At 67.7% G+C, this 19,785-nt stretch carries 19 protein-coding genes; 14 read left to right on the top strand and 5 right to left on the bottom strand.

The window, feature by feature from the left end; all coding sequences use genetic code 11:
- Positions 1 to 30: 30 nt before the first annotated feature.
- Together H587_RS0112775 and H587_RS0112770 are read right to left on the bottom strand one after the other, a co-directional pair.
- Entirely contained in the window at positions 31 to 2,679 is a 2,649-nt protein-coding gene (locus H587_RS0112775) for a cytochrome ubiquinol oxidase subunit I (RefSeq protein ID WP_027176589.1), read from the bottom strand.
- A 1-nt stretch (position 2,680) separates the two neighbouring features.
- Entirely contained in the window at positions 2,681 to 3,721 is a 1,041-nt protein-coding gene (locus tag H587_RS0112770; protein WP_027176588.1) for a hypothetical protein, read from the bottom strand.
- A gap of 163 nt (positions 3,722 to 3,884) precedes the next feature.
- On the opposite strand from H587_RS0112770, the gene H587_RS18590 reads away from it, so the two are divergent.
- The 4 genes from H587_RS18590 to H587_RS18585 all read left to right on the top strand — a co-directional run bounded on the left by H587_RS18590 (position 3,885) and on the right by H587_RS18585 (position 7,981).
- Entirely contained in the window at positions 3,885 to 4,655 is a 771-nt protein-coding gene (locus tag H587_RS18590) for a type III pantothenate kinase (RefSeq protein WP_034609467.1), read from the top strand.
- Between the two features lie 95 nt (positions 4,656 to 4,750).
- Entirely contained in the window at positions 4,751 to 6,049 is a 1,299-nt protein-coding gene (gene eno, locus H587_RS0112760) for a phosphopyruvate hydratase (RefSeq protein WP_027176587.1), read from the top strand.
- A 192-nt stretch (positions 6,050 to 6,241) separates the two neighbouring features.
- A complete protein-coding gene (gene folD / locus H587_RS0112755) occupies positions 6,242 to 7,108 on the top strand; it encodes a bifunctional methylenetetrahydrofolate dehydrogenase/methenyltetrahydrofolate cyclohydrolase FolD (protein WP_027176586.1) in 867 nt (288 codons plus the stop codon).
- Positions 7,109 to 7,111: 3 nt separating this feature from the next.
- Complete coding sequence (locus tag H587_RS18585; protein ID WP_051202796.1) at positions 7,112 to 7,981, top strand: SDR family oxidoreductase; 870 nt, start codon at positions 7,112 to 7,114, stop codon at positions 7,979 to 7,981.
- Between the two features lie 3 nt (positions 7,982 to 7,984).
- Here H587_RS18585 and H587_RS0112745 read toward each other — a convergent pair whose 3' ends face one another.
- Positions 7,985 to 8,632 (bottom strand): M15 family metallopeptidase, encoded by a 648-nt coding sequence (locus tag H587_RS0112745; RefSeq protein ID WP_027176585.1) that lies wholly within the window; start codon positions 8,630 to 8,632, stop codon positions 7,985 to 7,987.
- Between the two features lie 133 nt (positions 8,633 to 8,765).
- On the opposite strand from H587_RS0112745, the gene H587_RS0112740 reads away from it, so the two are divergent.
- On the top strand, positions 8,766 to 9,152 hold the full coding sequence (locus H587_RS0112740) for a cupin domain-containing protein (RefSeq protein WP_027176584.1): 387 nt from the start codon (positions 8,766 to 8,768) through the stop codon (positions 9,150 to 9,152).
- An 8-nt stretch (positions 9,153 to 9,160) separates the two neighbouring features.
- Positions 9,161 to 9,967: a helix-turn-helix domain-containing protein gene (locus H587_RS19790; RefSeq protein WP_051202795.1), complete on the top strand. Its 807-nt coding sequence runs from the start codon at positions 9,161 to 9,163 to the stop codon at positions 9,965 to 9,967.
- Between the two features lie 3 nt (positions 9,968 to 9,970).
- Here H587_RS19790 and H587_RS20980 read toward each other — a convergent pair whose 3' ends face one another.
- Positions 9,971 to 10,582 carry a hypothetical protein gene (locus H587_RS20980; protein WP_211219511.1) on the bottom strand — a complete coding sequence of 204 codons (612 nt, stop codon included), beginning with the start codon at positions 10,580 to 10,582 and terminating at the stop codon, positions 9,971 to 9,973.
- Positions 10,583 to 10,688: 106 nt separating this feature from the next.
- On the opposite strand from H587_RS20980, the gene uvrA reads away from it, so the two are divergent.
- Complete coding sequence (gene uvrA, locus H587_RS0112725) at positions 10,689 to 13,448, top strand: excinuclease ABC subunit UvrA (RefSeq protein ID WP_027176583.1); 2,760 nt, start codon at positions 10,689 to 10,691, stop codon at positions 13,446 to 13,448.
- Positions 13,449 to 13,533: 85 nt separating this feature from the next.
- Entirely contained in the window at positions 13,534 to 14,118 is a 585-nt protein-coding gene (locus H587_RS0112720; protein ID WP_027176582.1) for a TetR/AcrR family transcriptional regulator, read from the top strand.
- Positions 14,119 to 14,272: 154 nt separating this feature from the next.
- Here H587_RS0112720 and H587_RS0112715 read toward each other — a convergent pair whose 3' ends face one another.
- Complete coding sequence (locus tag H587_RS0112715; protein ID WP_051202794.1) at positions 14,273 to 14,971, bottom strand: M48 family metallopeptidase; 699 nt, start codon at positions 14,969 to 14,971, stop codon at positions 14,273 to 14,275.
- Positions 14,972 to 15,099: 128 nt separating this feature from the next.
- Here H587_RS0112715 and budA point away from each other — a divergent pair, with 128 nt between their 5' ends.
- The 6 genes from budA (at position 15,100) to phoU (ending at position 19,557) form a co-directional block, all read left to right on the top strand.
- A complete protein-coding gene (budA, locus tag H587_RS0112710) occupies positions 15,100 to 15,888 on the top strand; it encodes an acetolactate decarboxylase (RefSeq protein ID WP_027176580.1) in 789 nt (262 codons plus the stop codon).
- A complete protein-coding gene (locus H587_RS18570) occupies positions 15,885 to 16,199 on the top strand; it encodes an Hpt domain-containing protein (protein ID WP_034609405.1) in 315 nt (104 codons plus the stop codon). The genes budA and H587_RS18570 overlap by 4 nt, the downstream gene beginning before the upstream one ends.
- A complete protein-coding gene (locus H587_RS0112695; RefSeq protein WP_027176579.1) occupies positions 16,187 to 17,140 on the top strand; it encodes a glycosyltransferase in 954 nt (317 codons plus the stop codon). Before H587_RS18570 ends, H587_RS0112695 begins: the two co-directional genes overlap by 13 nt.
- A gap of 69 nt (positions 17,141 to 17,209) precedes the next feature.
- On the top strand, positions 17,210 to 17,983 hold the full coding sequence (locus H587_RS19780) for an AMIN domain-containing protein (RefSeq protein ID WP_051202793.1): 774 nt from the start codon (positions 17,210 to 17,212) through the stop codon (positions 17,981 to 17,983).
- A 137-nt stretch (positions 17,984 to 18,120) separates the two neighbouring features.
- Positions 18,121 to 18,882: a phosphate ABC transporter ATP-binding protein PstB gene (gene pstB, locus H587_RS0112685; RefSeq protein WP_027176578.1), complete on the top strand. Its 762-nt coding sequence runs from the start codon at positions 18,121 to 18,123 to the stop codon at positions 18,880 to 18,882.
- Between the two features lie 9 nt (positions 18,883 to 18,891).
- Positions 18,892 to 19,557: a phosphate signaling complex protein PhoU gene (gene phoU / locus H587_RS0112680; protein WP_027176577.1), complete on the top strand. Its 666-nt coding sequence runs from the start codon at positions 18,892 to 18,894 to the stop codon at positions 19,555 to 19,557.
- Positions 19,558 to 19,785 lie beyond the last annotated feature (228 nt).

The raw sequence follows: 19,785 nt of genomic DNA, 5'->3' as shown, positions 1-19,785 counted from the left end.
CCCTTTTTCATGCGTCGCGGTGTGCCGCGTTCAGCGGATCATGTTCGGGTGGTGGGCCGGTACGTCCTTCTCCTCCCCGTGGCAGACCGGGCAGTTCTTCTGGCCGCCGATGGGCGCGGCCACGCCCTGGTACTGGAGCGGCTGGACGTTGTCGCGGTCGTCGCCGTAGGCGTTGAGCGCCGGATACTCGGTGTGCGGACTGTTGTGGCAGGCCGCGCAGGGCAGGGCCTCCATGTCGTCCTTGCGCATGCGGAAGAGGCCCTTGGCGTCGGCGGTCCAGGTATTGAAGGCGTTGGCCTTCTCCATGTCCGGCACCGAATAGTCCGTGTGGCAGGTCAGGCAGTCGGGTTCCTGGAACCAGGGCGTACGCGCCTTGACCTCGTCCTTCGTGGCCACCGTGCGGGGAGTGATCAGCCCCAGAAGCTTGGCGGCCGAGCGTTTGCCTTCCTGCCCCTTGAGCAGGCTGACGGCATGGTCCTCCATGTAGCCGTGGCAGCGCACACAGGTGATTCCGATGGTCCCGTGCACGCCGCGCAGGCAGCGGGTGGGGCCGTCCGGACGGTTGGGGTGGCAGGTGTGGCAGGCTTCTTCGCCGCGCCCGGTGAGGTGGCCGGCGTGGAAGCCGTGCAGGGCTGCGGGCAGGTTCATGAGGCCCGGGTAGTTCTTGGGATCGCCCTGGGAGCCGAGCACCGGATCGGGGTGGCAGCTCTGGCAGAGGCGGGGCTTCCCGGCCTTGGCGTCGGCCTGGAGCGTGGTTCCGTTCATGCGGTCGTGAACCTTGAGCACGTCCTCGGCGGCCGGGTCGGCGATGCCCGCCACGCCGTCCACCTTCCAGGGGCCGCCGTGGCAGTTGCGGCAGCCCATCTCCGTGGAGGTGGGGGCCACGACCTCGGTCTTGGCCAGGAGCTTGCCGCTCGCCGTGTCGCGGGCCTCCACGGTGAACAGCGGATAGGGGTTGTAGCCGCCCTGGTCGGGATAGGGCACCACCGGGATGAGGTCCGCGCCGTACAAGCCGCTCTTGGCGTCATATTTCATTTCGCCGGAGAGGCCTTCGCCCGAGAGCCCCACGTTTTCGGGCAGCTCCTTGCCGAACAAGGACTTGGCGTGTTTCCAGAACTCCACGTGTTTGACCGGAGACTCGAAGCCGGGCTCCACGGCGTAGGTCAGAGTCACCCCCTCGGTGACTTGCTGGGGGCCGGGTCCGCGCCGGATGAGCACCGCGCGCAGGTCGTTGGCCGGAGGCAGGAGAACCCAGAAGGGGTCCGAGTCCGAGATGCAGTGCATTCCGAGGGTGTTCCAGGCCAGCAGAACGTATTCGTCGCCATTCTTGTCGAAAGGAGGCGTGGGCACGGGCTGGTCCGCCGGTTCCACTGCCTTGTTCTCGACGGAGTCCTTCTTGCCGTGCAGGCCTTCGACGATGAAGGCGGCCAGGGCCTGGCGCTCTTCAAGGGTTCCGGCGAAGGGCGGCATGTAGGTGTTCACCTTGCCGACGCCGTTGAGGAACGAGTCCATGCCGAAGAGGCCGAATTTGGCGGTCCTGGGCAGGATGTCGTTCATGGGGCCGCCCACCGAGTGGCAGGAGGAGCATTGCAGGTCGAAGATCACCCGGCCCGCCTTCAGGCGGTTGTCCTGGGTGATCTCGCCGATGCCGGACCACTTGGCCGCGCGCAGCAGTCCCTGGGCCTCGACCGGGGCCAAGTAGGCCGGGCGCAGGGAGTTGGAATAGGTGTGGTTCGGAATGAGCCAGGGCTTGCGCCCGGCCTCGCGGGTGAACTCGAAACCGCCGAAGGAGACCAGACCGGTCAGGAGCACGACCAGGGCCAGTTTGGGGCCCACGGCCCGGGGCAGGCGCAGGGCCAGGATCAGCGCGCCCAGGGAGGCGAGGCCGCCAGCGACCAGGAAGACCTTGATGAAGAAGGCCACGCGGCCGTATTTGGCGGCCATCAGGGCCTGGGCCTCGGGAGGCAGGGCGGTGATGTTCCACCCGCCCGAGGGCACGGCCAGCAGGAAGCAGATCAGGGTCCACTTGGCGCAGGAGCGCACCAGGGCCAGCCGGGTCTGGTCGTCCGCCACCCGGGTGGCGGTGACGAGGCCGAACATTCCGGCGATCATGCCGGTGAGGACGGTGCGGAAGACCGTGGAGGGCCAGAAGCCGGGGTTGAAGAAGCCGCTCCAGAAGGAGTGGTTCTGGGCCCAGGCCCCGGTGTCGAGCATGAAGGTCAGGATGCCGTTGATGATGAACAGCGAGGCGTAGCCCGCGCCGAAATAGATCCAGCCCACGCGGATGTGGGTCTTCCGGTCCATGCGGTCGAAGCCGTAATAGTAGACCAGCAGGGCCGCGATCTCGATGACGAAGAAGACCCATTCCGTGGCCCAGCCCCAGACGAAGACGTGGATCAGGGTCGAAGTGGCCTGGGGCGAGAGCAGGGCGATGGTGAACCAGATGCCCACGCCCGACACGCCGCCGAAGACCATGGTGAGCAGGAGGAAGAACTTGGCGTGCTTCTTGACGTAGGCCAGCATGTGCGGGTTGTTCTCGCGGGCGGCGCGGGTCTCCACCAGGGGCAGGAAGAGGCCGCCGCCCACGGCGAAGTGGGCCACGTAGACGTGCAGCACGGCGATCAGCGCGATCCAGAATCCGCCGCCCAGGGCGGTGAGTTGCCAGTAGGGATATTCCATCTCAGGACTCCTTCACGGCCCGCAGGTATTGGCGGACGAGCCAGGCCACCACGGGGATGGCCAGGAGGAACACGGCCAGGAAGAGCACCATGGGCGAGTATTCGGAGGTCACGGCCAGGGAGCGGATGTCCTGGTAAGGCGAGAGCAGGATATCCCGCAACCGGTCGCGGACGAGGGCCATGGCGGCCACGGTGAGCACGGTCCAGAGCAGGGTTCCGGGCACGTTGCCCCGGAAGGCCGTGACAAGGGAGGCCGCCGCCAGGATCAGGGCTCCGGTTAAAAGCAGGGCGGAGGTGATGTTGCCGCCCAGAAATTGCTTCAAGGCCGGATCGGGCAGCGAGAGCAGAAACCAGACCCCGAACACGAGCTGGGCCAGGGTGGCTCGGGTGAACCAAGCCAGGCCCGTGCGCACATACTCCCGGTCGCCCTTGGTCCGGCCCAGCAGGGCCACGGCCAGGCCGCCCACGGCCAGGGCTCCGACCATGAAGTGCAGCCAGCGGGGCAGGAGCATGGGGTCGCCCAGGTTGAGCAGTGTGCCCGTGCGGTTATCGAACCAGGCGGTCCAGCGGGCCGGGTCGAGCATCAGGGTCATATTGTTGGAGAAGAGGAAGCCGACGCACACGAGCAGGGCCAGGGGGACGGCGATGAGCAGGGGGCGTGCGCCGCTCGTGTCGAAGCGGAAGTCGTAGATGTACAGGCCGTAGTAGGCGGCCATGACCAGAATGATGACCGAAAGCCACCAGGCGGCCATGATCACGGAACTGGTGTAGACGAAGTTTCCGTAGAGCACTTGGAGAAAGAGCAGGGGGGCGACGCCCATGTTGATGGTCAGGGCCAGGGCCGTGGGCATCTTGGTGGAGAGATCCTTGGCCAGGGCCGTGTTCGAGCCGCGCAGGTGCGCCGCGAGAGCGATGGCCGCGCCGCCGACCACCGCGTTCATGAGCAGGATGTGGGCTACGAACGTGATGTGCAGGAGCGCGTCGAACCAGCCCCAGGGCACCGGGATGGTGTCCGGCGCGGGAATGAGCAGTCGGGGATCCATAGTCCTCCTCCTCGTGTCGGCATACCGACGATATAGCCTGCCCGACGGGGGCGCGGTATGATTTTCCGCGCGGCGCCGCGCGGTTGGTTCGTTCTTGCGGGTCGCCGGAACCGATGACATACTCTTCCTGATTCGGCGCATCAAGCCATCGGAGCTGGAATACATGGAGGAAAAGATACTCGTCCTGGACGTGGGCAACACCCAGGCCAAGGCCAGGCCCGTGGGCCCCGGCGGATTTCTCGGGCCGGAGGAGCGCGTCTCCGGGCACAAGGCTTACGATGCCGAAGCCTGGACGGAGTGGCTCGTGCGGGCGGCGGCTGGAAGCGGCCCCGCCGCGCTGGTCTTCGCCTCAGTGGTGCCGCCCGCCGACCCCGTGATCCGCGAGGCCGCCGCGCGGCTGGGCTGGGGCGCCCTGGCCGTGCCCGAGGATTTGCCCGTGCCCATGGAGAACCGCTACCTCAAACCCTGGGAGGTGGGCGCGGATCGCCTGGTGGGCTCCTACGCCGCCCGGCTGCGCTTCCCCGCCGAGGAGCGGCTCATCGTGGTGGATTTCGGCACGGCCACCACCTTCGACTGCATCCGGGGCGACGCGCTCCTGGGGGGGCTCATCTGCCCGGGCCTGCTGTCCTCTGCCCGTTCCCTGCATGTGGAGACGGCCAAGCTGCCCCTGCCCACGCTGGAGCTTTCCTCGGACCATCTGCGCATCGACGTGGGCACCATGGAGAGCCTGAACCAGGGTTTGCTTTTCGGCGCGGCGGCCCAGGTGGAGGGCCTGGCGGCGCGGCTGTCCGAGGTCATGGGCGGCCATGCCTTCGTGGCCGCCACCGGTGGTTTGGCCCCCAGTGTGGCCCGGGTCTGCCCGGCCATTCGGGCCGTGTTGCCGGACCTCATGTTCGAGGGACTCGCGGCGCTGTACCGGCGACGCGGGAAGTGAGGCCGCCCGGACATTGACATTTGAGCAGCGGATGAAATTCGGTTAGTATCCCTCCGTTGACCGAGCATGATCCCTCCCAACCCAAGGAGTTTTCAATGAGCACCATCGTCGCAGTCTGGGCCCGCGAGATCCTCGATTCGCGCGGCAATCCCACTGTCGAGGTCGAAGTCACCTACGAGTCCGGCGTTTCCGGCCGCGCGGCCGTGCCCTCCGGGGCCTCCACCGGTGAGCGCGAGGCCCTGGAGCTGCGCGACGGCGACAAGGCCCGCTTCGGCGGCAAGGGCGTGACCAAGGCCGTCGACCATATCCGCGAGGAAATCGCCAACGCCGTGGTCGGCATGGACGGCCTGCGCCAGGTGGCCCTGGACAACGCTCTCATCGACCTGGACGGGACAGAGAACAAATCCCGCCTCGGCGCCAACGCCATCCTCGGCGTGTCCATGGCCAACGCCCGCGCGGCGGCGAGCTTCCTCGGCCTGCCCCTGTACCAGTATCTGGGCGGGGTCAACGCCAAGCTGCTGCCGGTGCCGTCCATGAACATCATCAACGGCGGGGCGCACGCGCCCAACAACCTGGACATCCAGGAGTTCATGATCATGCCCCTGGGGGCGGAGACCTTCGCCGACGCCCTGCGCATGGGCGCGGAGACCTTCCACGCCCTGAAGGGCATTCTGGCCAAGGACGGACACGTGACCAGCGTCGGCGACGAGGGCGGCTTCGCGCCCAACCTGAACTCCCACGCCGAGGCCTTCGAGTACATCATCCGGGCCATCGAGGCCGCGGGCTACAACCCCGGCCGGGAAATCGCCCTGGCCATCGACTCGGCCGCCTCGGAGTTCTACAAGAACGGCAAGTACGTCCTGGCCGGCGAGAAGAAGGAACTCTCCTCGCTGGAACTCATCGACTTCTACGCCGAACTTTGCGGCCGCTTTCCCATCGTCTCCATCGAGGACGGTCTGGCCGAGGGCGACTGGGAAGGCTGGGCCTCGCTCACCGACCGTCTCGGCGACCGCATCCAGCTGGTGGGCGACGACATCTTCGTGACCAACCCGGACATCCTGGCCGAGGGCATCGACCGGGGCGTGGCCAACTCCATTCTCATCAAGCTGAATCAGATCGGCACCGTGACCGAGACCCTGGACACCATCGAGCTGGCCAAGCAGGCCGGGTACACCACCATGGTTTCCCACCGCTCCGGCGAGACCGAGGACCACTTCATCGCGGACCTGGCCGTGGGCGTCAACGCGGGCCAGATCAAGAGCGGGTCGCTCTCGCGCAGCGACCGCTTGGCCAAGTACAACCAGCTCCTGCGCATCGAGGAGGATCTGGACGAGGAGGCCATCTACTACGGCCCGATCCTCGGGGAAAGCTGGTTCGGCGGCGAGGAGGAATAGGCTCCCGCCTTTCTGCGGCGCTCCTATGCGGGGCGTCGGCGGTTCCTCCGCCGACGCCCCTTTTTCGTCGTCCCCCGCCGCATTCGCGTCCGTCCTTGCCCTCGGCCCCGCCTGTCCGTATGATCCCGTACGGAAGCGTCGGCCCGGAGGGCCGTTCCGGCTTCCGAATCCTCAAGCACAAGGGAGAACCCCATGATCCTTCTGGACGGCAAGAAGGTGGCCCAGGAAATCCGCGCCGAGATCCGCGAAGAGGTCGAGACGCTCAAGGCCCGCTACGGCCGCGCCCCGGGTCTGGCCGTGATCCTGGTGGGCCAGGACCCGGCCTCGCAGGTCTACGTGCGCAACAAGGAGCGGGCCTGCGCCGAGGCGGGCATCGTTTCCTTCCCCTTTCACCTCCCGGTGGAGACCTCCCAGAACGAGTTGGAGGGCCTCATCCAGCGGCTCAACCGCGATGTGACCGTGGACGGCATCCTGCTCCAGCTGCCCCTGCCCGCCGGGCTGGACGGCCAGCGCTGCCTGGAGCTCATCGACCCTGGCAAGGACGTGGACGGCTTCCATCCGGTGAACGTGGGCAAGCTGACCCTGGGCCTGCCCGGGTTCCGCTCCTGCACCCCGGCCGGAGTCATGGAGCTGCTGCGGCGCTACAACCTCTCTCCGGCCTGCAAGAAGGCCGTGGTGGTGGGCCGCAGCAACATCGTGGGCAAGCCCCTGGCGCTCATGCTCGGCCAGAGCGGAGCCTGCGCCAACGCCACGGTCACGCTCTGCCATTCCGGCACGGCGGATCTGGGCAGGGAATGCCTGGAGGCGGACTTCCTCTTCGTGGCCGTGGGCCGTCCGCGCTTCGTCACCGGCGACATGATCAAGCCCGGGGCCGTGGTCGTGGACGTGGGCATCAACCGCACGGACGACGGGCTGGTGGGCGACTGCGACTTCGAGAGCGTCAAGGAGAAGGCCTCGGCCCTGACCCCGGTGCCCGGCGGCGTGGGGCCCATGACCATCGCCCAGCTGCTGAAGAACACCATCGACGGCTACAAGGCCCACGTGGGCGCGAAGGAGTAGGGCATGGCCGAACGCATTCTCGTCACCGGGGCCACCGGAATCATCGGCCGCGAGCTGGTGCGCCTGCTTTCCGAGCGCGGCGCGGCCGTGGTCGCGGGCGTGACCTCCGAGGACAAGGCCTCGGCCCTGGAGGCCCAAGGCGTACGGGCCGAGGTCTTCAGCTATTCCGACGCCGAATCGCTGGGCCGGATCATGGAGGGCAAGGCCCGGGTTTTCCTGCTCCTGCCCTTCACCGAGGCCATGAAGCGCTGGGGGTTGGCGGCCCTGGATGCGGCCAAGGCCGCGGGGGTGGGCCATGTGGTCCGCTCCTCGGCGCTGCTGGCCGACACCGAGGCCCACTTCCAGCTCGGCAAGGTGCATGGCGGCGTGGACCACGCCCTGGAGGAGAGCGGCCTGCCGTTCACCATCCTGCGGCCCAACGTGTTCATGCAGAACTACGCCTTGCGCCTCTCCGGGGAGATCCGCGAGAAGAACCGCTTCTCCCTGCCCGAGGCGGACAGCCGCACGAGCCTCATCGACGCCCGCGACATCGCGGCCTGCGCCGCCGCCGTGCTCCTCGATCCCGCGGAACACGCGGGCCGCACCTATCTGCTCACCGGCCCGGAGGTCCTGTCCAACCTGGACGTCGCCGCGATCCTCTCGGCCGAGGCCGGGCGGGAGATCGCCTACCGCCCGCTGTCCGAGGAGCAGGCCCGCGAGGCATGGCTTTCGGCCGGACTGCCGGAGTGGAACGTGAACATGCTCCTGGGGCTGGCGCGTCAGGTGCGCGAGGGCGTGACCGGCATGGTCACCGGCGCGGTGAAGCACCTTTCGGGCCGCGACCCCGTGCCCTTCCGCCAGTTCGCCCGGGATTTCCGGCGCAGCTGGATTTAGTCGCTACGGCAGGGGCAGGTCGAGCATCTCATAGCCCTGCCAGCCGGGGCCGTCGAAGTGCCACCACTCCGTGGGCAGGGGCTCGAAGCCCTGGGCGCTCATGGCCCGCTCCAAGGCGGCGCGGTTCTTCAACGCCTCGGCCGAAGCGCCCTGATAGTCGCGGTGGGCCTTCTCGGTGAAGTCGTCGAAGCCCGAGGGCATGGGCAGTTCCCGTTCCTTGGAGTCCACCAGGCCCACGTCCACGGCCGCGCCCCGGTTATGCTTGGAGCCCTGGACGATGACGCCGTCCTTCTTTTCCGGCCGGGCCACGTAGCGCTCGTCCGGTACGATGGCCCAGAAGCGCTCCTGGACGTGGAAGGGCCGGTAGCAGTCGAAGAGCTTGAGCCCGAGGCCCTTTTTCCGTAGTTCGGCCTGGGCCGCGAGAAGACGTTTGGCCACGTCGGCGCGCAGGAAGCACCGGGCCGATGGGTAGACGGCCTGTCCGCTGAAGTTGTTCGTGCCGGCGTAGCGCATGTCCAGAACGAGGGAGCGGTCGAGGGCCACGGGCTCCACGAACCCGGCCCGGGTGAGGTCCTCCTCGGCCCCGGACAGGGCGGGCGCGGCCGGGGCCAGGAAGGCGAGCAGGAAAAGGGCGGCGAGGAGTCGACGCATGGAGTCCTCCTTTGACATAGGTGTTGACCGAACACGGCCGGAAGGTCAACGCTCGGATGCAAGAACGTGCAAGATGGCCGGGGGCCGGACTGCTAGGAGGGTCGCATATCGATCCTCAACCAAGGAGCATTCCATGACCTCGCTCTTCGATTGTTTCTGCGACGGGAAAGTGGCCTGCGCGGACCGCGACCTCGCCGCCCGCGACCTGCCCTGGAATCCCCATCCCACGTTCCCCGGCGTGGCCCTCAAGCATCTCGTCACCGGCCGCGACACGGACGGCTCGTTCAGCCTGCACCTCGTGCGCCTGGACCCGGGCAAATCCATCGACGCGCACACCCACGCGGCCAGCTGGGAACTGCATCAGGTCCTGGAGGGCCGTGGCTCGTGCCGTCTGGGCGGGCGTGAGGCGGCCTACGAGCCGGGCGTGGGCGGAGTGCTGCCCGCAGGCCAGGAGCACAGCGTCCAGGCCGGCCCCGAGGGCCTGCGCCTGCTGGCGGTGTTCGCGCCCGCGCTCCTTTGAGGAGGGGCATGGCCGGAAAGCAGCCCGTCCTCATCCGCGCAGAACAGGCGGCCGGACTGGCCCTGGTGCGCGGGGTGGGCCTGTGCGGAAGTCTGCCCCGCCACGTCCATTCCTCATGGTGTTTCGGGGTGGTGGAGCAGGGTCGCCGGGTGCTCGGCCTGGGCGGCGTCGAGCACGAGGCCGTGAGCGGCGAGGTGCTCGTGTTGGTTCCCGGGCAGGTACACACCCTGCGCCAGGACGGCCCCTGCGCCTTCGTCATGTTCAGTCTGGAGGCCGAGGCCGCGCAATCGGCCCTGGATGCGGTGCTGGCCCCGGGGTCGGCACCGCCGCGCTTCCGTTTCCCGGTGCTGCGCGACCCCGCGCTTTTCGAGGGATTGCTCCAGCTGGCGTCGGCCGTGCGTTCGCACGCCACCAACCTGGAGGTCCAGGGCCTGCTGCTGGAGTCCTTGGCCAGGTTGGCCTCCCACGGCGACACGACCCCGGCCCCGGCCCGGGCCTGTTCCGAGGCCGTGGCCTGGGCGCGGCGATTGCTCGAAGAGCGCTTCAGCGAAAACATCGGCCTGTCCGAACTGGCCGAGGCCTGCGGAGCGGACCCCTGGTCCCTGTGCCGGGCCTTTTCGGCGGAGGTGGGCCTGCCGCCACACGCCTTCCAGAGCCACCTGCGCGTGACCCGGGCCAAGGAATTGCTGGCCCGGGGCGCGTCTCCGGCTGAGGCCGCCCTGGCCTCGGGCTTCTTTGACCAGAGTCATCTGCATCGTCATTTCGTGCGCTTGGTGGGCCTGACCCCCGGGCGCTTCGCCGCGGCCTTTCGCTGATCATCATTGGCGTTCGGCTGATCGATGCGGCGTCGCGGCCGCGACCCGCATGTTGCATGCGGAGCGATCGTTTTGCTCGGTGGGCTGCGCGAATGAACGCTTTTCCGGTTCCTTCACGATCTGCACAGGGCCGGAGACAGGCATGTTGTTCCGCGGATATCTTGTCTTTTTCCAAAAACTATGTATCGCGTTTTGAAACAGGAGGTGCAGCATGCCTTCGAAGAAACCTGCGGAGAGTTCCATGAGCACGACCCCCGAGTCCAAGGACGCCCCGAAGAAGGCTGCGGCGAAGCCCGCCGCGAAGAAGGCCGCGCCCAAGAAGGCGGCCGCGAAGAAACCCGCCGCCAAGAAGGCCGCCGCTTCAAAGAAAGCGACCGCGAAGCCTGCCGCCAAGAAGGCTGCCGCGAAGCCCGTCGCCAAGAAGGCCGCCGCGCCCAAGAAGGCTGCCGCGAAGAAGGCCGCTGCCCCGAAGAAGGCTGCCGCGCCCAAGAAGGCGGCCCCGAAGAAGGCCGCTCCGAAGAAGGCCGCGCCGAAGAAGCCTGCCGCGCCGAAGAAGGCTGTCGCGAAGAAGCCCGCCGCCAAGAAGGCCGCGCCGAAAAAGGCCGCACCGGCCAAGTAGGACTGATTTTCCGAGCGGGACGGATCGGGGAGGCGACGCGTCGCCTCCCCGGTTTTGTCGCGTCCGTCTTGCCAGCCGCGCAGTGATGCTTACCTTGGCCCGATGCGCAACCATGACCTCCCCGGCCGCGTCATCCACATCGAGGGCGCCCGTCATCACAATCTCAAGGATCTGACCCTGGACATTCCCCGCGACCGCTTGGTGGTGGTCTGCGGCCCGTCGGGGTCGGGCAAGTCCACCCTGGCCTTCGACATCGTCTACGCCGAGGGCCAGCGACGGTACGTGGAGTCCCTTTCGGCCTACGCCCGGCAGTTCCTGCCGCAGATGGACAAGCCCCAGGTGGACAAGGTCGAGGGGCTCTCCCCGGCCATCTCGCTGGAGCAGCAGAGCGCCACGCGCAACCCGCGTTCCACCGTGGGCACCGTCACCGAGGTCTATGACTTCCTGCGGGTGTTCTTCGCCCGACTGGGGCGCTTCCATTGTCCTTCGTGCGGCAGGCCCATCGAGGCCCAGACGTCGGACCGCATCGTGGACGAGATCATGGCCCTGCCCGAGGGCGCGAAGTTCCTGCTCCTGGCCCCCCTGGTGCAGCATCAGAAGGGGGCGCACAAGGATCTCTTCGCCAAGCTCAAGCGCGAGGGCTTCTCCCGGGTGCGCCTGAACGGTGAAGTCATGCTTCTGGACGATGTTCCCGAACTGGACAAGAAAAAGAAGCACAGCATCGAGCTGGTCGTGGACCGGCTCGTGCTCAAGCCCGAGATCCGCAAGCGTCTGACCGACTCCGTGGAACTGGCCCTGCGCCACGGCGAGGAGTCTTGTTCCGTGGCCGTGGTGGGCGGCGAGGAGCGCTTCTTCAGCACGCTCTCCACCTGCCCCGAGTGCCGCATCTCCATGCCCCGGCTCACGCCTCAGCTTTTCTCCTTCAATAGTCCCCAGGGCGCGTGCCCGGCCTGCTCGGGGCTGGGCAGCGTGGACTACTTCGAGCCCGACCTGCTGGCCCCGAACAAGGGCCTGTCGCTTGCCGGCGGAGCGGTCATCCCCTGGAAGAACCGGCGCGTTCTTGACCGTCATGCCGAAATCCTCGGCCGGGTGGGCCGCCGTCTGGACTTCGGCCTGGACACGCCTCTGGAGAACTTCGCGCCCGAGGCCCTGACGGCGCTGTTCTTCGGCTCACCCGAGGACGGCTGGCCCGGAGTGGTCGCGCTCCTGGAACAGGGCGAGAACCTCGGTCCCATCTGGCGCGACGAGCTCTCGCGCTTCCGTCAGACCCGTCCCTGCCCGGTCTGCCAAGGCGCGCGCCTGCGCCCCGAGTCCCTGGCCGTGCGCGTGGACGGGCTGAACATTCACGAATTCTGCTCCCTGTCCATCAGCCGGGCTCTGGAATGGTTGGACTCCCGCGTGTTCCACGGCCCGGACACCCTCGTCTCCGAACCGCTGCTCAAGGAACTCAAGCACCGCCTGGGCTTCATGGCCAACGTGGGCCTGGAGTACCTGAGCCTGTCGCGGAACATGTCCACGCTCTCCGGCGGCGAGGCCCAGCGCATCCGGCTGGCCTCGCAGCTCGGTTCGGGCCTGGTGGGCGTGACCTACGTGTTGGACGAGCCTTCCATCGGCCTGCACCCACGAGACAACCAGCGCCTCCTGGACACCCTGCGCAACCTCCAGGGGCGGGGCAACACCGTGCTCGTGGTGGAGCACGACGAGGCGACCATCAAGAACGCGGACCACGTCATCGAGTTGGGGCCGGGCTCGGGCTGGCTCGGCGGGGAGATCGTCTTCCAGGGGCCGGTGGACGACCTCATGCGCGCCGAGAGCCTCACGGCCAAGTACCTGCGCGGCGATCTGGCCATCGAGAAACCCGAGTCGCGCCGTCCGGCGCGCGGTTATCTGAAGGTCAAGGGCGCGCGCACCAACAACCTCAAGGACGTGAGCCTGGACATCCCCCTGGGCGCGCTGGTCTGCTTCACCGGCGTTTCGGGTTCGGGCAAGTCCAGCCTCGTGGTGGACACCCTCTACAAGCACCTGGCCCTGGCCCGGGGCGTGAAGGTGGACCAGCCCGGCCTGGTGGCGGGCTTCGAGGGGGCCGAGGCCGTGGAGCGGATCATCTCCATCGACCAGACGCCCATCGGGCGCACCCCGCGTTCCAATCCGGCCACCTACACCAAGGTCTTCGACGAAATCCGCGACATTTTCGCCGGAAGCAAGGAGGCCAAGGTGCGCGGCTACTCCCCGGGCCGCTTCAGCTTCAACGTGCGCGGCGGGCGCTGCGAGGCCTGCCAGGGCGACGGCCAGATCCGCGTGGAGATGCATTTCCTGCCCGACGTCTACGTCACCTGCGAGAACTGCAAGGGCCTGCGCTACAACGCCCAGACCCTGGAAGTGACCTACCGGGGCAAGAACATCGCCGAGGTTCTGGACATGACCGTGCGCCAGGCCAAGGAGTTCTTCGCCAACCATCCGGCCCTGCTGCGGCGGCTCTCGGTGTTGGAGGAGGTGGGGCTGGAGTACCTGCGCCTGGGCCAGCCCGCCACCACGCTCTCCGGCGGCGAGGCCCAGCGGATCAAGATTTCCCGCGAACTGGGCAAGCGCAGCCTGCCCGGCACCCTGTACATCCTCGACGAGCCCACCACGGGGCTGCATATGCACGAGGTGGGCAAGCTCATCCGCGTGCTCCAGAAGCTCGTGGACAAGGGCGCGACCGTGGTGGTCATCGAGCACAACACGGACGTGATCCTGGCTTCGGACTGGGTCTTCGACCTGGGCCCGGGCGGAGGCGAGGCCGGAGGCCGCATCGTGGCCCGGGGCACGCCCGAGGAGATCATGGACGACCCGGACTCGGTGACCGGACGATTTCTCTACTGAATTCCCCGGAGCCCTTGACAGAACTGACGCGAGAGGCCATTTTTGTTGCCGAATTGATTGGCCGATCAAGATAGGAGGGGGAGCCGTGGCGAACAAGGACAGGGCCATTCTTCTCGCGGCCCAGGAGCTTTTCGGCCGCAAGGGCTATGCCGGGACCACGATGAAGATGATCGCGGACAAGGCCGGTGTGGCCTTCGGCCTTGTTTCCCACTACTTCGGGACCAAGGAGGAGCTGTTCCTGGCCGCCGGTTTCGACATGGTGGACAGCGTCCTGGCGGCGGTGCGGCCGGAGCTGGCCAAGGCCGAAAACGGCCTCGAGGCCGTGAGGGCCTTCGTCAGCGCCTACCTGGCCTTCACCCTGGAGAACAAGGCCACCTTCCCGGTGCTCATCCGCTGTTCGCCCTTCAGCGACGTGGAGACCCTGGTGGACCGCAAGCGCATCGCGGCCAAGTTCTCGGAGATATTCGCGGTGGTCGAGGAGGCCCTGACGCGCGGCATGGCCGACGGCAGCGTGCGCGAACTGCCGGTGAAGGCAACGGCGCTGTTCATTTTTTCCAACATTCTTGGGGCGGTGCGAACCTATTTCCTGACGCCCTTCCATCTCCCCGGGCTGTTCGACGAGACCGTGAAATACGTCCTGCGCAGCGTCGCCCGGCCCCTGGAGGCCTGATCGTTCGGTGCCCCGCGCCTCGGCGCGGGAGCGTCCGGGGAAGCGCCTCGCGTCCCGGACGTGCGGGAAAAGCGGAATGAGCGCCGGGCCCGTGGCCCGGTCCGGTTTCCCGACGCACCAGGGTCCTCTCCGTCATGCGGAGGGGGCCCTTTTTTTATCCGATCCAGGGGGGCAGGGAGCGGAAGGCTTGGCGCAGGCCGCGTTCGCGGACCCGACCGCCGGGTCGGAAGCTTTCCACCAGGGCCCAGAATCGGGTCGAGTGGTTCATTTGGCGCAGGTGGCAAAGCTCATGCACGAGCACCTGCTCGGCCAGGTCGCGAGGCAGGAAGAGCAGCTTGCAGTTGAGCGAGATGATCCCCGCGCGGGAGCAGGAGCCCCAGCGGGTGCGCTGGTTGCGGACCCGCAGGCCCGAGGGCGTCAGGCCGGTCTCGCGGGACAGGTTCCGGAGCCAGGGCGCGAGCTGTTCGCGGGCCTTGGCCTGGACCCAGGCCCGCAGCGCCCTGAGGCGTCCGGCCTCGTCGCCGCCGCGCAGGAGCAGCCGCCCGGCGTTTTCGGTCAGCTTGGCCCGGTCCGGAGCGTCCAGGACATGCACACTGTAGGACAAGCCCACGGCGGACAGATCCAGGCTCTCGGGCAGCGCCGGGGGCGCGTCGGGCGTCGTCGCGTCGAAGGGCAGGCGGCGCAAGGCCCGTTCGATCCAGGAGCGCTTGCCGTCCAGGATGCGCGGCAGTTCGCGGCGGTCGAAGCCCGGAGGCACGACCACCTCCAGGCCGAGGCCCGGAACCGCGCGCAGGATCACGTGGCGCGCCCGGCGGGACTCCCGCAGGCTGAAGTGGGGCAGGGCCGTGTTCATGGACGGCTCGAGCCTACCCTTGATTTTCCCGCTTGCAAAGACCTATGCTGGGCCTGTTCCCGCCCGCCCGGGCGGGCCGGTCGGCGCGGCCCCGTCGCGCCGGAAACGCGGTCGCGAGGGAGGTCCGCATGCGCAAGGTGTTGATGATCCTGTCCGCCGTCCTGCTTCTGTCCGTTTCGGCCCTGGCCGGTGGGCCCGGTGACCGGCTCTTCCAGGTTTCGGTGCTGCCCGCGCTCCTGGCCGGAGACTACGAGGGGTCGTTGTCCGCGGCCGACCTCCTGTCCCGGGGCGATTTCGGCCTGGGCACCTTTCAGGATCTGGACGGCGAGATGGTGGTCCTGGACGGCGTGGTCTGGCAGGTTCCGTCCGACGGCCGAGTGCGTCGGGTCGCGCCTAGTCTGGGCACGCCCTTCGCGGCTGTGGCCTTCTTCGAGTCCGACAGCGAGGTCGTCGTGGCCCGGGCCGAAAGTCTGGCGGACCTGGAGCGGCAGGTGGACGCCGCCCTGCCGACCAGAAATCATTTCTATGCCTTGCGCATCGACGGCCGCATGACGCGGCTTTCGGCGCGCAGCGTGCCGCGCCAGGCCAAGCCCTGGCGTCCGCTGGCCGAGGTGGTCCGGGAGCAGACCCGCTTCACCTTGGACGGTCAGGAGGGGACGCTGGTGGGGCTGCGCTGCCCGGCTTTCGTCTCGGGCGTCAACGTGCCCGGGTACCACTGGCACTTCCTGAGCGCGGATCGCGCCAAGGGCGGGCACGTCCTGGACTGCGCCCTGGAGAACGCGCGCGTACGCGTGGACGAACTGACCGGCCTGGAGCTGCGCCTGCCCACGGGGGCCGGATTCGACGCGTTGGACATCTCCGGCGACCACTCGGCGGCGACCAAGGCCGTGGAGAAGACCCCGGGCGGCAAGCAATGAGCGATGCCGTGCGCGTGGATCCGAGCCTGGCGGCGATCCTGCCGCGCTATCTCGAAATCTGCCGCGCGGATTGCGTCGCGCTCCTGGCTGCGGCCCGAGACCGCGACCTGGAGTCGGCCCGGCTCCTGGGACACCGTTTGAAGGGTTCGGGAGGCTCCTACGGCCTTCCGGAGATCAGTCGTCTGGGGGGCGAGGCCGAGGCTGCGGCGCTGGCCGGACGTCCTGACCTGGCCTTGGCCCTGGCCCGGGAGTTGGCTCGCTACATGGAGGAATTGGACGTGATCTGCGGAGAGGAACCATGCAAGTCCTGATGCTGGCCATCAACGATCCGGCGGGCACGGCCATCCAGTTCTGCAAGGCCCTGCGCCGCCACGCGGACGTGGACGCCCGGCTATGCACCCTGGAGACCCGCTACACTCATTCCTGGGAAAAGGATCTGCACGTCCCGGACCTGGGGCCGGAGGGAATCGCGGAGTTGGGCGGCCTGTTGCGCACGGCCGACATCCTCCATTTCCACATGACCAGCGACGAGTTCACGGCCTTCGGGCCGTATCTGCCCGCCGACTTCCTCGCGGGCAAGACCGTCGTGCATCACCACCACGGGCACCATGATTTCCGCAGCAATCCCGAAAAATTTCGCGCCAAGTACCGGGAGCGCGGCCGGACCAACCTCCTGGTGAGCACCCCGGATCTGTTGCGCCTGCTGCCCGAGGCCCGCTGGCTGCCGAACCTCGTGCCCCTGGACGAGTCCCTGCTGCGGCCCGACCCGGACCGCCCGGAGCGGCCGTTCCGGCTTTGCCACTCGCCCACGCGCAAGGATCTCAAGAACACCGACGAGCTGTTGGCCGTGCTGGAGCGGCTGCGCGCCGACGGCCTGGATCTGGACTTCGATCTCATCGATGACGTGCCCAACGCCGAGTGCTTGCGCCGCAAGCGGGCTTGTCACGCGGTCTTCGATCACATGCAGGGCTACTACGGCGTGTCCAGCCTGGAGGGGTTGTCCCAGGGGCTGGCCGTGATCGCGGGCCTGGACGACTGGTGCCGGGGGCATGTGGCCGATTTCGCGGGCACCGATGACCTGCCCTGGGTCGTGGCCCATGACGGCGCGGAACTGGAAGCGGCCCTGCGCCGTTTGGCCGTGGACCCGGAGCTGTGTCGCGAACTGGGGCGCAAGGGTCGGGAGTTCATGGAACAACGTTGGTCGGACCGGCTCGTGGCCCGGCGGCTGGCTGACTGGTACGGACGGCTCTAGCCGGGAAGCGGCTTTTGCCTTTGGCCGAAGATTTCAGTATAGATGGGGCACATTTCACAAGGAGCGTCCATGCCCGTCTTGTTCCGTCGCGCCTCGCGCCTGTTCGCCGTGCTGCTGCTGGCCCTCGCCTGCGCCGTTCCCGCGCGGGCCGAGGAGGAGAAGGTCTATGAAGTCCGCATGCCCGTGGACCTGACCGTGGTTCCCCTGGACGGCGTGGAGCCGCCCCTGGTGGCGGAGCCCGCTCCGACTCCGGCCGTTCCTCCGGCTCCGGCCGTCGTTTCGGCTCCGGCCGACAAGGCCGAGACGAAGAAGGTCGAGAAGAAGGCCGGGGAGACGGGCCAGGCCGAGGCCAAGGCCGCGCCCCGTCCGTCCGCCAAGGGAGCCGAGCAGGCCGCCCCGGCGGAAAAGAAGCCCGCTCCCGTGGCGGCCCAGGAAAAGAAGCCCGCCGCTCCCGCCGCCGAAACGGCCAAGCCCAAGGCCGAGGTGGAGAAGAAGGCCGCCGCTCCCGCCGGGACCGGCATCGTGCGCGACATTCAGATGGCCGTGCGCGACGGCGTCTTCGTCCTGCGCGTCGTCACGGACCGGCCCGTGGGCGCCGTGACTCACCTGAACTTCAAGAATCCCAGGCGGCTGGCCGTGGACATCGTGGGCAGCTGGCGTCGGCCCGGGAAGGCCGCGATCAGCGCCGCCGACGGCCCGGTGAAGACCGTGCGCGTGGGCGAGCACCCCGACCGGCTGCGCCTGGTTCTCGATTTCCGCGACGGGGCCTCGGGAGCGGACGTTGTCCCGGAGATAGCCAAGACGCCCGACGGCCTGACCGTGGCCTTTCCCGTGAAGCCTTGAACGGGGAGGGCTCCCGGTCTTCGTAACGGAATCGTCACAGGCGGGTCATGCGCCCGTCACCGACGCGCGATACTGATGGCCATCTGAACGTATCCCGCGCCGGAACGCTTCCGGCCGCAGCGCAGGCGGAGAACCCCATGTCGAGGAAGATCAAGGTCGCGTCCGAGGGCCTCAATTTCTACTACGGCGACTTCAAGGCCCTGGACGACATCAGCCTGGAGTTCGAGGAGAACCAGGTCACGGCCCTCATCGGGCCGTCCGGGTGCGGCAAGAGCACCTATCTGCGGTGCATCAACCGCATGAACGACCTCATTCCCGGAACCCAGGTGGAAGGCCGTCTGACCTTGGGCGAAGAGGACATCTACGCCCCAGGTCTGGATGTGGTGGCTCTGCGCCGCCGCATCGGCATGGTCTTCCAAAAGCCCAATCCCTTTCCCAAAACCATTTTCGAGAACGTGGCCTACGGGTTGCGGGTCAACGGCCTCAAGGACAAGCAGATCATCGAACAGCGCGTGGTGGAGAGCCTCCGGCGGGCCGCGCTCTGGGACGAGGTCAAGGACCGCCTGCATTCCTCGGCCCTGGGCCTCTCCGGCGGGCAGCAGCAGCGTCTGTGCATCGCCCGGGCCCTGGCCGTGGAGCCGGAGGTGGTCCTCATGGACGAGCCCGCCTCCGCCCTGGACCCCATCGCAACCCAGAAGATCGAGGATCTCATCCACGAGCTGAAGAAGAACTTCACCATCATCATCGTGACCCACAGCATGCAGCAGGCGGCGCGCGTCTCGGACCGCACGGCCTTCTTCTACATGGGGCGGCTCATCGAGGTGGACCGCACCAAGAACATGTTCACGCAGCCCAAGAACAAGCAGACGGAAGACTACATCACCGGACGGTTCGGCTAGGAGATCGACATGGAACAGCGCGCCCACTTCCACAAGAAGCTCGAGGAGCTCAAGATGCAGGTTCTGCGCATGGCCGCCCTCTCCGAAAAGGCCGTGCACAGCTCCATCAAGGCCTATCTCGAGTACGACAGCGATCTGGCCGAGGACGTGATCATGGGGGACATCGAGATCAACGATCTCGAGAACGCCATCGACCGCTTCAATCTCGAGCTGCTGGCCCTGGACCAGCCCATGGCCAAGGATCTGCGCGGCATCGTCGGGGCCATGCGGATCACCATGAACCTGGAGCGGCTGGGCGACGAGGCCGTGAACTTGGCCCACCGGGCCCTGTTCCTCTCCACACGGCCGCCCCTGCCCTACAACCAGAAGATGGAGCAACTCACCGAAGTGTCCAAGCGGATGCTCTCCGCGGCGCTGAAGAGCTTCGTGGAGGAGGACTCCAAGCTCGCGGAGCAGGTCTGCGCCATGGACAACGAGGCCGACGAGCTGTCCATCAAGCTGCTCAAGCAGTACATCAACGACATGGTCACCGAGACGCGCATCGTGGAGCGCGGGGTGCATGCCATCATGGCCGCCCGGCACCTGGAGCGCGTGGGCGACCTGGCCACCAACGTGGCCGAAACCGTGATCTTCATCGTCGAGGGCGAGAACGTGAAGCACCGTTGCCGAGGCTGATCCGCCCGAGTCGGAACGAAAAAGCCGGGGGCCCGGGGCGTGATGCGCCGGGCCCTTTCGCGTTTTCGGCGGCCCGCCTCGACGCGGGGGAGAAAACGGTTTACAGATTGGGTGAATTTGGATAGAAGCATGTTTCTTTCGGGCCACCCCCGGCCGACGCGCCGCGCGTGGCCGGGAAAGCCGCAAGACGGAATACAGGACGGGAATCGGCCCGGCCGAAACCCCGTC

This window comes from Desulfovibrio aminophilus DSM 12254 (assembly GCF_000422565.1).
In the GTDB taxonomy this organism is placed as follows: domain Bacteria; phylum Desulfobacterota; class Desulfovibrionia; order Desulfovibrionales; family Desulfovibrionaceae; genus Aminidesulfovibrio; species Aminidesulfovibrio aminophilus.
The sequence above is the reverse complement of the archived record's forward strand: the minus strand, read 5'-3'. Positions and strand labels throughout refer to the sequence as shown.

Excerpts from the sequence above, each read along its gene's own strand:
- H587_RS0112775 (WP_027176589.1), bottom strand. The coding sequence starts at position 2,679 with ATGGAATATCCCTACTGGCAACTCACCGCCCTGGGCGGCGGATTCTGG.
- H587_RS0112770 (WP_027176588.1), bottom strand. The coding sequence starts at position 3,721 with ATGGATCCCCGACTGCTCATTCCCGCGCCGGACACCATCCCGGTGCCC.
- H587_RS18590 (WP_034609467.1), top strand. The coding sequence starts at position 3,885 with ATGGAGGAAAAGATACTCGTCCTGGACGTGGGCAACACCCAGGCCAAG.
- eno (WP_027176587.1), top strand. The coding sequence starts at position 4,751 with ATGAGCACCATCGTCGCAGTCTGGGCCCGCGAGATCCTCGATTCGCGC.
- folD (WP_027176586.1), top strand. The coding sequence starts at position 6,242 with ATGATCCTTCTGGACGGCAAGAAGGTGGCCCAGGAAATCCGCGCCGAG.
- H587_RS18585 (WP_051202796.1), top strand. The coding sequence starts at position 7,112 with ATGGCCGAACGCATTCTCGTCACCGGGGCCACCGGAATCATCGGCCGC.
- H587_RS0112745 (WP_027176585.1), bottom strand. The coding sequence starts at position 8,632 with ATGCGTCGACTCCTCGCCGCCCTTTTCCTGCTCGCCTTCCTGGCCCCG.
- H587_RS0112740 (WP_027176584.1), top strand. The coding sequence starts at position 8,766 with ATGACCTCGCTCTTCGATTGTTTCTGCGACGGGAAAGTGGCCTGCGCG.
- H587_RS19790 (WP_051202795.1), top strand. The coding sequence starts at position 9,161 with ATGGCCGGAAAGCAGCCCGTCCTCATCCGCGCAGAACAGGCGGCCGGA.
- uvrA (WP_027176583.1), top strand. The coding sequence starts at position 10,689 with ATGCGCAACCATGACCTCCCCGGCCGCGTCATCCACATCGAGGGCGCC.
- H587_RS0112715 (WP_051202794.1), bottom strand. The coding sequence starts at position 14,971 with ATGAACACGGCCCTGCCCCACTTCAGCCTGCGGGAGTCCCGCCGGGCG.
- budA (WP_027176580.1), top strand. The coding sequence starts at position 15,100 with ATGCGCAAGGTGTTGATGATCCTGTCCGCCGTCCTGCTTCTGTCCGTT.
- H587_RS18570 (WP_034609405.1), top strand. The coding sequence starts at position 15,885 with ATGAGCGATGCCGTGCGCGTGGATCCGAGCCTGGCGGCGATCCTGCCG.
- H587_RS0112695 (WP_027176579.1), top strand. The coding sequence starts at position 16,187 with ATGCAAGTCCTGATGCTGGCCATCAACGATCCGGCGGGCACGGCCATC.
- H587_RS19780 (WP_051202793.1), top strand. The coding sequence starts at position 17,210 with ATGCCCGTCTTGTTCCGTCGCGCCTCGCGCCTGTTCGCCGTGCTGCTG.
- pstB (WP_027176578.1), top strand. The coding sequence starts at position 18,121 with ATGTCGAGGAAGATCAAGGTCGCGTCCGAGGGCCTCAATTTCTACTAC.
- phoU (WP_027176577.1), top strand. The coding sequence starts at position 18,892 with ATGGAACAGCGCGCCCACTTCCACAAGAAGCTCGAGGAGCTCAAGATG.